This window comes from Salipiger marinus, assembly GCF_035481585.1.
Lineage (GTDB): Bacteria > Pseudomonadota > Alphaproteobacteria > Rhodobacterales > Rhodobacteraceae > Salipiger > Salipiger marinus.
The window spans coordinates 122,816-135,340 of record NZ_JAYKSL010000004.1; the positions used below are offsets into that span (position 1 = coordinate 122,816).

12 protein-coding genes are annotated in these 12,525 nt (G+C 68.0%); 2 read left to right on the forward strand and 10 right to left on the reverse strand.

Features of this window, described 5'->3' with window-relative positions:
• Window positions 1–108: 108 nt before the first annotated feature.
• Complete coding sequence (groL, locus tag VK682_RS07080; protein WP_230795392.1) at window positions 109–1,752, reverse strand: chaperonin GroEL; 1,644 nt, start codon at window positions 1,750–1,752, stop codon at window positions 109–111.
• A 77-nt stretch (window positions 1,753–1,829) separates the two neighbouring features.
• Window positions 1,830–2,123 carry a co-chaperone GroES gene (locus tag VK682_RS07085; RefSeq protein ID WP_089845754.1) on the reverse strand — a complete coding sequence of 98 codons (294 nt, stop codon included), beginning with the start codon at window positions 2,121–2,123 and terminating at the stop codon, window positions 1,830–1,832.
• A 335-nt stretch (window positions 2,124–2,458) separates the two neighbouring features.
• Here VK682_RS07085 and VK682_RS07090 point away from each other — a divergent pair, with 335 nt between their 5' ends.
• The gene (locus tag VK682_RS07090; RefSeq protein ID WP_230795393.1) at window positions 2,459–3,373 is read left to right on the forward strand and encodes a DMT family transporter; all 915 of its coding nucleotides are present in this window, start codon (window positions 2,459–2,461) and stop codon (window positions 3,371–3,373) included.
• Here the strand turns inward: VK682_RS07090 and VK682_RS07095 are convergent.
• Window positions 3,370–4,035, reverse strand: a complete 666-nt coding sequence (locus tag VK682_RS07095) for a DUF2161 domain-containing phosphodiesterase (protein ID WP_230795394.1) — start codon at window positions 4,033–4,035, stop codon at window positions 3,370–3,372. The genes VK682_RS07090 and VK682_RS07095 overlap by 4 nt on opposite strands.
• 68 nt (window positions 4,036–4,103) lie before the next feature.
• On the opposite strand from VK682_RS07095, the gene VK682_RS07100 reads away from it, so the two are divergent.
• Entirely contained in the window at window positions 4,104–5,093 is a 990-nt protein-coding gene (locus tag VK682_RS07100) for a TraB/GumN family protein (RefSeq protein WP_230795395.1), read from the forward strand.
• Between the two features lie 8 nt (window positions 5,094–5,101).
• Here the strand turns inward: VK682_RS07100 and VK682_RS07105 are convergent, their stop codons facing one another.
• The 7 genes from VK682_RS07105 to VK682_RS07135 all read right to left on the reverse strand — a co-directional run bounded on the left by VK682_RS07105 (window position 5,102) and on the right by VK682_RS07135 (window position 12,442).
• Entirely contained in the window at window positions 5,102–7,123 is a 2,022-nt protein-coding gene (locus VK682_RS07105) for a M3 family metallopeptidase (RefSeq protein WP_324781603.1), read from the reverse strand.
• A 125-nt stretch (window positions 7,124–7,248) separates the two neighbouring features.
• Window positions 7,249–8,031, reverse strand: a complete 783-nt coding sequence (locus VK682_RS07110; protein WP_380715969.1) for an amino acid ABC transporter permease — start codon at window positions 8,029–8,031, stop codon at window positions 7,249–7,251.
• A gap of 10 nt (window positions 8,032–8,041) precedes the next feature.
• Complete coding sequence (locus VK682_RS07115; protein ID WP_230795396.1) at window positions 8,042–8,824, reverse strand: transporter substrate-binding domain-containing protein; 783 nt, start codon at window positions 8,822–8,824, stop codon at window positions 8,042–8,044.
• A gap of 45 nt (window positions 8,825–8,869) precedes the next feature.
• On the reverse strand, window positions 8,870–9,928 hold the full coding sequence (locus tag VK682_RS07120) for a HesA/MoeB/ThiF family protein (RefSeq protein ID WP_230795397.1): 1,059 nt from the start codon (window positions 9,926–9,928) through the stop codon (window positions 8,870–8,872).
• Window positions 9,928–10,383 carry a dUTP diphosphatase gene (gene dut, locus VK682_RS07125; RefSeq protein WP_230795429.1) on the reverse strand — a complete coding sequence of 152 codons (456 nt, stop codon included), beginning with the start codon at window positions 10,381–10,383 and terminating at the stop codon, window positions 9,928–9,930. Before dut ends, VK682_RS07120 begins: the two co-directional genes overlap by 1 nt.
• Before the next feature lie 14 nt (window positions 10,384–10,397).
• Window positions 10,398–11,594 (reverse strand): bifunctional phosphopantothenoylcysteine decarboxylase/phosphopantothenate--cysteine ligase CoaBC, encoded by a 1,197-nt coding sequence (gene coaBC, locus VK682_RS07130; protein WP_230795398.1) that lies wholly within the window; start codon window positions 11,592–11,594, stop codon window positions 10,398–10,400.
• A 104-nt stretch (window positions 11,595–11,698) separates the two neighbouring features.
• A complete protein-coding gene (locus tag VK682_RS07135) occupies window positions 11,699–12,442 on the reverse strand; it encodes a ChaN family lipoprotein (RefSeq protein WP_230795430.1) in 744 nt (247 codons plus the stop codon).
• Window positions 12,443–12,525 lie beyond the last annotated feature (83 nt).

The following is a 12,525-nucleotide window of genomic DNA, read 5'->3' on the forward strand; positions in this document are numbered from 1 at the left end:
GTTTCAACCGCAGCGCGGCGGCCATGGCAAGAGCCCGGAACACAACACGGGGGGCCAGTGGCCCCCCGTGCGTCTTAGCCTTGCGGCAGACAGTCCCGAAGGGCTGTCTTACATCATGCCGCCCATGCCGCCCATGTCGGGCATGCCGCCGCCAGCGTTGCCGCCGTCTTTCTGGGGCTTGTCGGCCACCATCGCTTCGGTGGTCACCAGCAGGCCAGCGATCGAGGCTGCGTCTTCCAGCGCGGTGCGCACGACCTTTGCGGGGTCGATCACGCCGAACTTGAACATGTCGCCATATTCGTCGGTCTGGGCGTTGTAGCCGAAGCGCAGATCGGTCGACTCGCGGACCTTGCCTGCCACGACGGAACCGTCGACACCGGCGTTTTCGGCGATCTGACGAAGCGGAGCTTCCAGAGCCTTGCGCACGATGGCGATCCCGGCGTTCTGGTCGCTGTTGGCGCCAGTGAGGCCTTCAAGCGCCTTGGCACCCTGCACCAGAGCGACGCCGCCGCCGACCACGATGCCTTCCTGAACGGCAGCGCGGGTCGCGTTCAGCGCGTCGTCGACGCGGTCCTTACGCTCTTTCACTTCCACTTCGGTCATGCCGCCGACGCGGATGACAGCCACACCGCCAGCCAGCTTGGCCACGCGTTCCTGCAGCTTCTCGCGGTCGTAATCGCTGGTGGTCTCTTCGATCTGGGTGCGGATCTGGGACACACGCGCTTCGATTTCGGCCTTCTCGCCGGCACCGTCCACGATGGTGGTGTTGTCCTTGGTGATCGACACTTTCTTGGCACGGCCCAGCATGTCGATGGTGACATTCTCAAGCTTCATGCCCAGATCTTCGGAGATCACCTGACCGCCGGTCAGGATCGCGATGTCCTGCAGCATCGCCTTGCGACGGTCACCGAAGCCCGGTGCCTTCACGGCGGCGATCTTCAGGCCGCCACGCAGCTTGTTGACCACGAGGGTCGCCAGCGCTTCGCCTTCGACGTCTTCGGCAATGATCAGCAGCGGCTTCTGCGACTGGATCACCGACTCGAGCAGCGGCACCATCGGCTGCAGCGACGAGAGCTTCTTCTCGTGCAGCAGGATCATGCAGTCATCCAGCTCGGCGATCATCTTGTCGGCGTTGGTCACGAAGTACGGCGACAGGTAGCCGCGGTCGAACTGCATGCCTTCGACGACATCGGTCTCGGTCTCGAGGCCTTTGTTCTCTTCGACGGTGATGACACCCTCGTTGCCGACCTTCTGCATCGCATCGGCGATCTGACGGCCAATTTCGGCCTCGCCGTTTGCGGAGATGGTGCCGACCTGAGCAACTTCGTCCGAGTTTTCAACCTTGCGGGCTGCGGCCTTGATGTGAGCCACGACCTTGGAGGTGGCCAGATCGATGCCGCGCTTCAGGTCCATCGGGTTCATGCCGGCGGAAACCGCCTTCACGCCTTCGCGGACGATGGCCTGCGCCAGAACGGTGGCGGTGGTGGTGCCGTCGCCAGCTTCGTCATTGGTGCGGGAAGCGACTTCCTTCACCATCTGGGCGCCCATGTTCTCGAACTTGTCTTCCAGTTCGATTTCCTTGGCGACCGACACACCGTCCTTGGTGATGCGGGGCGCACCGAAGGATTTGTCGAGCACGACATTACGGCCTTTGGGGCCCAGCGTGACCTTCACCGCGTCGGCGAGGATGTTCACGCCCTTGAGCATGCGCGAGCGGGCGTCGGTGCTGAACTTCACGTCTTTAGCAGACATATGCGAGTTCTCCTGAATAAGGGTTTGATATCAGACGGACGGAGGCGCGGATCGCCCCCGGGAGCGGTCAGCCGGGATCAGGCGGCCTCGGTGATGCCGAGGATGTCCGATTCCTTCATGATGAGCAGCTCTTGCCCGTCGATCGTCACTTCGGTGCCCGACCATTTGCCGAACAGGATGCGGTCGCCAGCCTTCACGGCCATCGCGATCAGTTCGCCGCTGTCCTTGCGTGCGCCTTCGCCGCAAGCCACGACCACACCTTCGGCGGGCTTCTCTTTTGCGCTGTCGGGGATGATCAGACCGCCCTTGGTCTTGTCGTCACCTTCGACACGGCGGACCAGCACGCGGTCATGAAGCGGTTTGAATGCCATCTTCGAGGCTCTCCTAGCTCAAAGTTTGTCCCTTGGGCGCCTCGGGGAGGCGCCGTTAGCACTCATAGGGGTCGAGTGCTAACGAGGCATAGCTAGGCAGCAGAGCGAGTCGTGTCAACATGAGCTTCGCGAAATTTTTAAGACGCAGGGCCGCCGTCCTGCCCTGTCATATGGGCATCCGGACCCGCCTCTGCCATGGCCGCCCCGCACCCCCGGGCCTTGAATTTTGGCCGAAAATCCGGGTTTTTCCGCGAAAGGCGGTTTTATGCCCGTGCAAAGGGTCAGGAAACCTGATCCTTTGGACCCACCCCAGCATCGGGAATCGGAACCCCCTCATGGCCTTGCCCGTCACGCCGCTTTCGGCGCGCCCGCTTTCGTCCTCCAATACGCCCGACAATCCGCGCGGCCTGCTGTTCATGGCGCTGGGGTTCTTTGCCTTCGGCATCACCGACCTGCTGGCCAAGCTGCTGTCGCAGGAACTGCCGGCGGTGCAGGTGGTCTGGCTGCGGCAGTCGGGGCTGTTCGTCGGCGTCATGGTGCTGCTGGCGCTGCGCGGCAGCCATATCCTGCGCACGCCGCATCCGGTGCTGCAGATGCTGCGCGGCGCCATCGCGCTGGGATCCGCCTTCTGCTTCATCATGGCGCTGCGGTTCGTGCCGCTGGCCGATGCCACCGCCGTCACCTTCATGGCGCCGTTCATCGTCACCGTCATCGGCGCGCTCGTGCTGAAGGAGCCGGTGGGCCCGCGCCGCTGGGCCGCCGTGGCCGCCGGATTCATGGGCATGCTGGTGGTGATCCGGCCCGGCATGGGCGTGTTTCACCCCGCCATCGGCTTTGCGGTGCTGGCCGCCCTGCTGTTTTCCAGCCGCCAGATCCTGTCGCGGATGCTCAGCGGCCATGACAGCATCGCCACCACCGTCACCTATACCTCGATCACCTCCACCCTGCTCTGTTCGGTGCCGCTGGCCTTTGTCTGGGTCACACCCGCAAGCGGCACGCTGGTGCTGCTGGCGCTCGCCATGGCGGTCTGCGCGGCGCTGGGGGAATTCCTGCTGATCCGCGGGCTCGACATCGGGCAGGCCACGGTGCTGGCCCCCGTGCAATACAGCATGATCGTCTGGAGCACGATCTACGGCTTTCTGGTCTTTGCCGACCTGCCGGATCTGTGGACCTTCATCGGCTGCGGCATCATCATCGCCTCGGGGCTTTACACGCTCTACCGTGAACGGGTGAACCAGCGGCGCGGCTAGTCCTCCCAGCTGTCGGCCCAATGCACCAGCCCGGCCCGCCCGGCCTCGGTCAGCGCATAGACCCCCAGCGAGACGCGCGCGAACCAGCCATAATGGTTGTCGGCCATCAGCCGCGTCGCGGTCTTCACCCCTGTTGCCGCCGCCACGTCGCGCCCGCGCGCGGGCCCCTGTTCAGCCAGATGCGCGGCGCAGCGCAGCGCGTCCTGCCGATAGCCGGTGACCAGCCCGTGCCGGGTGGCGCCGCCCGCATTGGGATCGCCGCTGAGCCGGTGAAAGGCGCGCAGCAGCGCCGCCTGCCCCTTGGCGTTGCGGCGCGGCGCATAGGGGCCGGGATCGCACAGCACCTCGGCCCGGCCCTCGCGCACCACGATGAACCCCAGCCCCAGCCTGCGGCACAGCGTCAGCGTGTCGCGCAGCACCCGGCGGGCGCTGCGGCCTTCGGGGCGGGGCACGGCAATATAGACATGCTCGGTCAGCCGCAGCCGCGCCACCGCCTGATGGAACAGCGCCAGCGACAGGCGCAGCTTCAGCTCCACCACCAGCGGCGGCTCGTGCCCGCGCAGCGCCACCAGATCGGCAGCGCCCACCTCGCCCTTGACCTCATAGCCCTGCCGGGTCAGCAGCGCCTTGACCGGCGCGTAAAGATCGCTTTCCCGCTGCATGTCTGCTCCCTTGCCGCCAGATTGCGCCTGTCCTACCCTCTGCGTCACCCCCTGACAAAGGAAGCCAGATGCCGCGTCCCGCCTTCGCCCTGCTGCTTGCCCTCGCCCTGCCCTCCGCCGCTGCCGCGCAATGCCATGGCACCGACCTGCGCGCCAGCCTGACCGCCGAGGAACAGGCCGAACAGCAGGCGGCGCTGGACGGCCTGCCCTATGCCACCGGCAATCACTGGCTGGCCGAGAAGGACGGCGAAGTGATCCACCTGATCGGCACGATCCATCTGGGCGATGCGCGGCTTGATCCGGTGGTGACGCGGCTGGCCCCGGTGATCGAGGCGGCGGGGCTGCTGCTGCTGGAGGCGGATACCGCAGCCAAGGCCCGGCTGGAGCAGCGCATGGCCACCGAACCCGGCCTGCTGACCCTGACCGGCGCCACCCTGCCCGAGGTGCTGCCCGAGGCCGACTGGCAGCGTCTGGCCGAAGCCGCGCGCAGCCGCGGCATTCCCGCCGTCATGGCGGCGAAGTTCCAGCCATGGATGCTGTCGATGCTGCTGGCCACCCCGGCCTGCGCGATGGATCTGCTGCAGGCGGATGGCGGGCTTGACGCGCAGCTGCAGGATCTGGCCGATACGGCAGAGGTGCCCACCCGCGCGCTGGAACCGGTGGACACGATCTTCAACGTGTTCAACGCCGAACCGCTGGAGGTGCAGGCGCAGATGCTGGTGGCCAGCCTGCCCGATCAGGACACCGGCGCCGACCAGATCGTCACCACCATCAACGCCTATTTCGACGAGGCCAATGCCGAAGCCTGGACCCTGTCGCGCGTCATCGCCCAACGCGGCGCCACGGACAGCGCAGCCCTTGATGCCGCCTTCGACGCGATGGAGACGCAGTTGCTGACCAACCGCAACCGCGCTTGGATCCCGGTGATCCTGCAGGCCGCGGCGACAACCGAGGCACCCGTGGTCGCAGCCTTTGGCGCCGCACATCTTTTCGGCGAGGACGGCGTGGCCAATCTGCTGGCGGCAGAGGGTTACAGCCTCCGCCGCCTGCCGTTCTAGCACTCCGATCAGGCGGCGAGCCCGCGGCCCTTCAGCAGCGCCTCGACCCCCGGCATCCGGCCCCGGAACCGGGTATAAAGCGCCTCCGCCTCCTCGGATCCGCCCTTGGACAGGATGAACTCCTCCAGCCGCGCCGCCATTTCGGGATCAAAGGCGCCGCCCGCCTCCTGAAAGGCGGCAAAGGCGTCGGCATCCATCACCTCGGACCACATGTAGCTGTAATAGCCCGCCGAATAGCCGTCCCCGGCAAAGACATGGGCGAAATGCGGCGTGGCATGGCGCATGGCGATGGCCTCGGGCATGCCCAGACCGGCAAGGATCTCGGCCTGCCGCGCCATGGGATCCGCCGGGGCCGGGCCGCTGTGAAACTCCAGATCGACCAGCGCCGAGCCGATATATTCCACCGTCTGGAAGCCCATGTCGAAACTCGCCGCCGCCAGCACCTTGTCCAGCAGCGCGCGCGGCATCGGCGCCCCGGTCGCGGCATGGGTGGCATAGGTTTCCAGCACCTCCGGCACCTCCAGCCAGTGCTCGTAAAGCTGGCTCGGCAGTTCGACAAAATCCCGCGCCACCGACGTGCCGGAGATCGAGGCAAACTCCACATCCGACAACATCTGGTGCAGCGCATGGCCGAATTCGTGAAACAGCGTGCGCGCGTCGTCATAAGACAGCAGCGCGGGCTTGCCCGCCGGGGGCTTGGCGAAATTGCAGATATTGAGCACGACAGGCGCGCGGGTCTCGGGGCGCTTGGCCTGCACCTGCATGGCCGAACACCACGCGCCGGAGCGTTTGGAGGCGCGGGCGAAATAATCGCCGATGAACACCGCCACATGCCGCCCCTGCCGCGTCACCTCCCACGCGCGGCAGTCGGGATGGTAAAGCGGCACGTCCAGCGGCCGGAATTCCAGCCCGAACAGCCGTGTCGAACAGGCAAAGGCCGCCTCGATCATGCGGTCAAGCTGCAGATAGGGCTTCAGCTCCGCCTCATCCAGATCATGCAGCGCCTGCCGCCGCTTCTCCGCGTAATAGCGCCAGTCCCAGGGCCGGAACGCGTCGTTAAGACCCTCGGCGCGCAGCATCTCCTCCATCTGCGCCTGATCGCGCAGCGCCGCATCGCGCGCAGGCTCCCAGACCTGCCGCAGCAGATCGCGCACCCGGTCCGGGCTGCCCGCCATCTCCGTCTCCAGCTTGAAGGCGGCAAAATCGGCATAACCCAGCAGCGCGGCCCGCTCCTCGCGCAGGCGCAGGATCTCGGCGGCAATGGCGCGGTTGTCGGTCTCGCCGCCATTCTCGCCGCGCGCGGTCCAGGCCCGCCACGCCGCCTCGCGCAGATCGCGCCGCGACGAGAACTGCAGGAACGGCACGATCAGCGAGCGCGACAGCGTCACCACCGGCCCCGTCCGCCCCAATGCGGCCCCCGCCGCGCGGGCGGCATCCACCACAAATTCCGGCAGCCCTTCCAGATCGCCTTCCGCCAGCGGCAGAACCCAGGCCGCCTCGTCCTTCAGCAGGTTCTGGGTGAACTGCGTGCCCAGCACCGCCAGCCGCGACTTCACCTCCTTCATGCGCGCAGCCTCGGCCCCGCTCAGCGCCGCCCCCGCCCGCACGAACCCGCGATGCGTCAGCATCAGCACCCGCGCCTCCTCGGGCGACAGATCCAGCGCGTCGCGCCGCTCCCACAGATCGCGCACCCGCGCAAACAGCGCGGCATTGGCATAGATCGCCGAACTATGCGCGGCGAGCTTCGGCGAAAACTCCCGCTGCAGCGCCTGCCGCGCCTCGTTGCTGTCCGATCCCGCCACGGTGAAAAACACCGACAGCACCTGATCCAGCGCGCGCCCCGCCCCCTCCATCGCCTCGATGGTATTGGCAAAGCTCGCAGGCGCTGCGGCCCCGGCGATTGCCTCGATCTCGGCCAGATGCGCCGCCAGCGCCTCCTCCAGCGCGGGGGCAAAATCCTCGTCGGAAATGGCGTCGAAAGGCGCCAGCCCGAACGGCGTCTCCCATGTGGCCAGCAGCGGATTGGTCATGAACACTCTCCTTTTGCCGGAAAGCTAATCCCGCGCGCCGCCCCCCGCAATGCCCCGCGCCCCGTGGTTTCCATTGGCCCCAAATATCCCCGCCGGAGGCTCCAACGCCGCCACGGGCAAACGGGTCAGGGCCGCGCGCGCAGCCGCGCCTCAAGCCGGCGCAGCAGCAGCGACAGGCCGATGGTCAGCGTCAGATAGATCAGCGCCACCACGTTATAGGTCTCGAAATAGCGGAAATTCCCCGCCGCCGTGACCTTGCCCAGTTGCGTTACGTCCAGCACCCCCAGCACCGACACCAGCGAGCTGTCCTTGACCATGGCGACAAAATCATTCCCCAGCGGCGGCAGGATGGTGCGCAGCGCCTGCGGCAGCACGATCAGCCGGAACCGCTGCCAGTCCGACAGGCCAAGCGCCTGCGCCGCCTCGATCTGGCCCTCGGGCACCGAAAGCAGCCCCGCCCGGAACACCTCCGCCAGAAAGGCGGCATAGCCCAGCGTCAGCGCCAGCACCGCGCGCCACAGCAGCGGAAAATCCCGCACCCGCGCGGGATCAAGCCCCAGATGCCCCGCCACCCAGTTCCAGCCCGCCACCAGCGCGGGCGCCAGCACGAAGGCCACATACAGCAGCAGCACGAGGATCGGCAGGCCGCGCAGGATCTCGGTGTAGAACCGCGCCACCTGCCGCAGCAGCAGCGAGCGCGACAGCGACATCAGCGCCAGCGCCAGCCCCAGCACCGAGGCCGCGGCGAAGCTGACCAGCGTCACCCCCACCGTCACCTGCACCCCGCGCAGCAGCGTCGCCAGCACCTGCCGCTGCTCGGCCTCGGCCAGCACAGAGGCGAAGGCCAGCGCCCCCAGCCCGCCCGCGACCAGCAGCCACCACGGGAAATCCTGCTCCGGGGTCTTCACGCCTGCCCGCTCACTCGCCCATCTTGTAATCGAGGAACCACTGGGTGTTCAGCGCCTCCAGCGTGCCATCCGCCCGCAGCGCCGCGATGGCGGCATCGACGGGCGCCACCAGATCCGATCCCTTGGGGAAGATGAAGCCGAAATCCTCGGCGCCCAGCTTGTCGCCCACGATCTTCAGCGCCCCGTCCGTGGCCGCGACATAGCCCGCCCCCGCCGTGCCATCGGTCAGCACCAGATCCACATCGCCGGTGCGCAGCGCCTGCACGCTGGCGCCGAACGTGTCGAACAGGGCGATGCGCGGGTTGGTCTCGTCGCCGTCCAGCACCTCGTAGACGCCGACGTAAAACGGCGTGGTGCCGGGCTGCGCGCCCATCAGCAGGTCGGGATCGGCGGCGAAAGAGGCTGCATCGTCAAACCGCGCCTCGTCACCCCGCACCAGCATGACCATTTCCGACCGCATGTAGGGGGCGGAAAAATCCACCATCTCCGCCCGGTCCTCGCGGATGGTGATGCCGGTCATGCCCATGTCCATCTGGCCTTCGCTGACGGCGGGGATCATCGCGTCCCATGCGATGGTTTCATAGACCACGGTCATGTTCAGCCGCGCCGCGATCTCGGCCAGCGCGTCATATTCCCAGCCAACCGGCGTGCCGCTGGCGGGATCGACGAACTGCAGCGGCGGATAGGCGTTTTCGGTGGCCACCACCACCTCGCGCCCCTGCAGGTCGGGCAGATCCTGCGCGGCAAGCGGGGCGGCGGCAAGGCAGAACAGGGCGGCAAGTCGGGCGATCATCACTCATCTCTCCGGAATAGGGTCAGGCGGCAGTATGGCGCGCGGTCAGGGCTTGGCAAGATCGGGCGCAGCAGCACCACAGACCGGGCAATCGGCGCGGCGGTGCAGCCGGATCTTGCGGGTCTCGCCCCAAAGCGCGTCGTAAATCAGCATCTCGCCGCGCAGCGGCTGGCCCGCGCCCGCGATCAGCTTGACCGCCTCCACCGCCATCATCGCGCCCACCACGCCGGGCAAGGGCCCCAGCACCCCCGCTTCGGCACAGCTTGGCGCCAGCCCCGGTGCCGGGGCTTCGGGAAACAGGCACTGATAGCAGGGGGCGCCGCGCGCGGGATCAAACACCGACAGCTGCCCCTCCCACTGGCTGAGCGCGCCGGAGACCAGCGGCAGACGCGCGGCCACCGCAGCGCGGTTGACCAGATAGCGCGTGGTGAAATTGTCGGTCCCGTCCAGCACCAGATCATAGTCGGCGAAAAGCTCCGGCGCGATCTCCTCGGTCAGGCGGCGGTGATAGGGGCGCACGGTCACATGCGGGTTCTGCGCCAGCATCGCCGCCTGCGCGGAAAACACCTTTGGCATGCCGATGCGCGCATCGGTATGGATCACCTGCCGCTGCAGGTTGGCGTTTTCCACCACATCGCCGTCGATCACGCCAATGGTGCCCACGCCCGCCGCCGCCAGATATTGCAGCGCAGGCGCGCCAAGCCCGCCCGCCCCCACCACCAGCACCCGCGCCGCGCGCAGCTTTTTCTGCCCCGGCCCGCCCAGTTCGCGCAGCACGATATGGCGGGCGTAGCGGTCCAGTTCGCTGTCGGACATGCGGGCGGAAACGGGGGCGGGATCCACCTGCGGCTGCGCCCGGGCGCGCAGCTTGCCCAGCCCCAGCCTATAGACCAGCACCAGCACCGCAAAGCCCCCCAGCAGCAGCCACAGCGCGGCACTGCCGCCCGTCGCCGCGCGCAGGCCATGCCCCTCTGGCAGCGCCACATGGATCATCAGCACCGCGACATAAAGCAGCCCCAGCAGATAAAGCCGCGCGCTGCGCGAGGCGCCCATCAGGCGCCCCAGACCCCAGATCGCCGCCGCCAGCGCCAGAACCAGCAGCATCAGCGCCGCCCGGTGGAGCCAAAGCCCCCGACGCCGCGCAGCGTCTCGTCCAGCTCTTCGACCACCTGCAGCGCCGCCTGCACCACCGGGGCCACCACCATCTGCGCGATGCGGTCGCCATGCGCGATGGTAAAGGGTTCGGATCCGGCATTCATCACGATCACCCCCAAGGGTCCGCGATAGTCGCTGTCGATGGTGCCCGGCGTGTTGGGCAGGGTGATGCCATGTTTCAGCGCAAGGCCGGAGCGCGGGCGCAGCTGCACCTCGTAGCCTGCGGGGATCGCCAGCCGCAGCCCGGTGGGCACCAGCGCGCGGGCGCCGGGCTGCAGCGTGATCTCGCCCCGGTCGGGCAGGTTGGCGCGCAGATCGGCGCCCGCCGCCCCGCCCGTCGCATAGCCCGGCAGCCCCAGCGCGCGGTCCGCGCCCTCGTCCCACATCACCTTGATCGTGACCATATCCGTTCCTTCCGTCATGCCCTCAGCGCCTCTGCGATGCGCTGCGCCAGCCGTGCCGCCACCTCGGCCTTGGCCATGCGCGGCCAGACCTCGGCGCCCTCGTCAGAAATCAGCACCACGGCATTGTCCGGCCCGCCCATGATGCCCGTCGCCGGAGAGACATCATTGGCGAGGATCCAGTCACAGCCCTTGCGCGCGCGTTTGGCGGTGGCGTGCGCCACCACATCGTCGGTTTCCGCCGCAAATCCCACCACCAGCCGGGGCCGTGCCTCTGGCAGCTGCGCCACCTCGGCCAGAATGTCGGGGTTTTCAGTGAATTCCAGCACCGGCAGCGCGCCCTTCGTCTTCTTGATCTTCGACAGATGTTCGGAGGCGACCCGCCAGTCCGCCACAGCCGCCGCAAACACCGCCGCGTCGACCGGCAGGGCCGCCAGCACGGCGGCGCGCATCTGGCGGGCGGTCTCCACCTCGATCACCTCGACGCCCTTGGGGCGCGCGGCCTGCGCGGGACCGGTCACAAACACCACCTGCGCCCCCAGATCGCGCAGCGCCGCGGCAATCGCCGTGCCCTGCGCGCCAGAGGAGCGGTTGGCGATATAGCGCACCGGATCAATGGGTTCATGTGTGGGGCCGGAGGTGACCAGCACCCGCTTTCCGGCCAGCGGGCCAGCCACCAGCGCCGCGCGCACCGCCTGCAGGATCGCGCCGGGTTCCGCCATGCGCCCGGGGCCAAATTCGCCGCAGGCCATGTCGCCCTCGTCGGGGCCAACGACGCGCAGGCCATCGCCGCGCAGCACTGCCAGATTGCGCTGGGTGGCGGGATGCTGCCACATGCGCACATTCATGGCAGGGGCGATCATCACCGGCGTGTCGGTGGCCAGCAGCAGGGTGGAGGCAAGATCGCCCGCCAGCCCCTGCGCCATCTTCGCCATCAGATCGGCGGTGGCGGGCACCACCAGCACCAGATCGGCCACGCGGGACAGCTGGATATGCCCCATCTCGGCTTCCTTGGTCAGGTCGAACAGGTCGCGATGCACGGCTTCGCCAGCAAGGGCGGAGACGGCGAGCGGGGTGACGAACTGTTCCGCCGCAGCGGTCATCACCGGGGTCACCGCAGCGCCCTGCCCGCGCAGCAGCCGGATCAGCTCCAGCCCCTTGTAGGCGGCAATCCCGCCGCCAAGGATCAACAGGATACGTTTGCCCGACAGCATGGCGGCGCCCCCTCTGGCCTGTCGCGGACGCATCAGCCCGCCCGCAACTTCGGCCCCACAGTTAGAGACCCCGCAGGCAAAACTCAATCTCCGGAAGGTGGGGGTCAGTTGCCCTCTGGCGCCTCGAACTCGGCGCAGGGATCGCCGCGATCCACCGGCGCGCTTTCCTCCAGCGCGTCAAAGCGCCCCTCGGGGGCGCCGCGCCCGGTCTCGCCCTGCCCCAGTGCCGCCACGCTGACCTCTGGCGCAGCAAAGCGCAGCAGCGCGGGCGCGCCCCAGTCGGCGCGGGCATGGCCATTGCCGGTGATGACCACCACCGGTCCGCCATGTTCGGCCCAAGCCTCCAGCGCGACCTCGGCGAGGCGCGCGTCGCGCAGGCGCTGAATGTTGACCATCATCGGCAGCATGTCGGGCGGCAGCGCATCGCAATGCGCGGCGCGCTGCACCTCCTCGCGCGCCGCCTGCTGTTCGGGCGGCAGCGGCTGGTCGAGCCCGTAGAACCCGGCGCTCTGGCCAAACACCTCGGCGGGGGAGGCATCGCGCACCGCCCGCGCCTCTTCGCGCGGCATCTGCGCGCCAAAGATCACCGCCTCGGGGGCGGCGGTAAAGATCGGATGATACATGGAAAAATCGGGCCAGCCGCTGTCAGCCCAGCCCAGAGCCTCGGCCAGTGCTGCGGCATCGCCGCGCAGATCGGGGGTCACCCGCGCGGCCTGCTCGGCGGTCAGCATCTCGAACACCAGCGCCACGGGCTGCAGTTCGGCCACAAGCTCCGCCTGCCTTGCGTGATGGCCGGGATTGTCGTGCTGTTCGCCCAGAAAAACCACCTGCGCCTCGTCCAGCGCCATCTGCGGCGGCTCTTCAAGATCCAAAGGCTGTTCGGGGGCGGGCACCATGTCGGGCTGCAGATCGGGGGCCAGTTCGGGGATCT

Excerpts from the sequence above, each read along its gene's own strand:
- groL (WP_230795392.1), bottom strand. The coding sequence starts at position 1,752 with ATGTCTGCTAAAGACGTGAAGTTCAGCACCGACGCCCGCTCGCGCATG.
- VK682_RS07085 (WP_089845754.1), bottom strand. The coding sequence starts at position 2,123 with ATGGCATTCAAACCGCTTCATGACCGCGTGCTGGTCCGCCGTGTCGAA.
- VK682_RS07090 (WP_230795393.1), top strand. The coding sequence starts at position 2,459 with ATGGCCTTGCCCGTCACGCCGCTTTCGGCGCGCCCGCTTTCGTCCTCC.
- VK682_RS07095 (WP_230795394.1), bottom strand. The coding sequence starts at position 4,035 with ATGCAGCGGGAAAGCGATCTTTACGCGCCGGTCAAGGCGCTGCTGACC.
- VK682_RS07100 (WP_230795395.1), top strand. The coding sequence starts at position 4,104 with ATGCCGCGTCCCGCCTTCGCCCTGCTGCTTGCCCTCGCCCTGCCCTCC.
- VK682_RS07105 (WP_324781603.1), bottom strand. The coding sequence starts at position 7,123 with ATGACCAATCCGCTGCTGGCCACATGGGAGACGCCGTTCGGGCTGGCG.
- VK682_RS07115 (WP_230795396.1), bottom strand. The coding sequence starts at position 8,824 with ATGATCGCCCGACTTGCCGCCCTGTTCTGCCTTGCCGCCGCCCCGCTT.
- VK682_RS07120 (WP_230795397.1), bottom strand. The coding sequence starts at position 9,928 with ATGCTGCTGGTTCTGGCGCTGGCGGCGGCGATCTGGGGTCTGGGGCGC.
- dut (WP_230795429.1), bottom strand. The coding sequence starts at position 10,383 with ATGGTCACGATCAAGGTGATGTGGGACGAGGGCGCGGACCGCGCGCTG.
- coaBC (WP_230795398.1), bottom strand. The coding sequence starts at position 11,594 with ATGCTGTCGGGCAAACGTATCCTGTTGATCCTTGGCGGCGGGATTGCC.
- VK682_RS07135 (WP_230795430.1), bottom strand. The coding sequence starts at position 12,442 with ATGGCGCTGGACGAGGCGCAGGTGGTTTTTCTGGGCGAACAGCACGAC.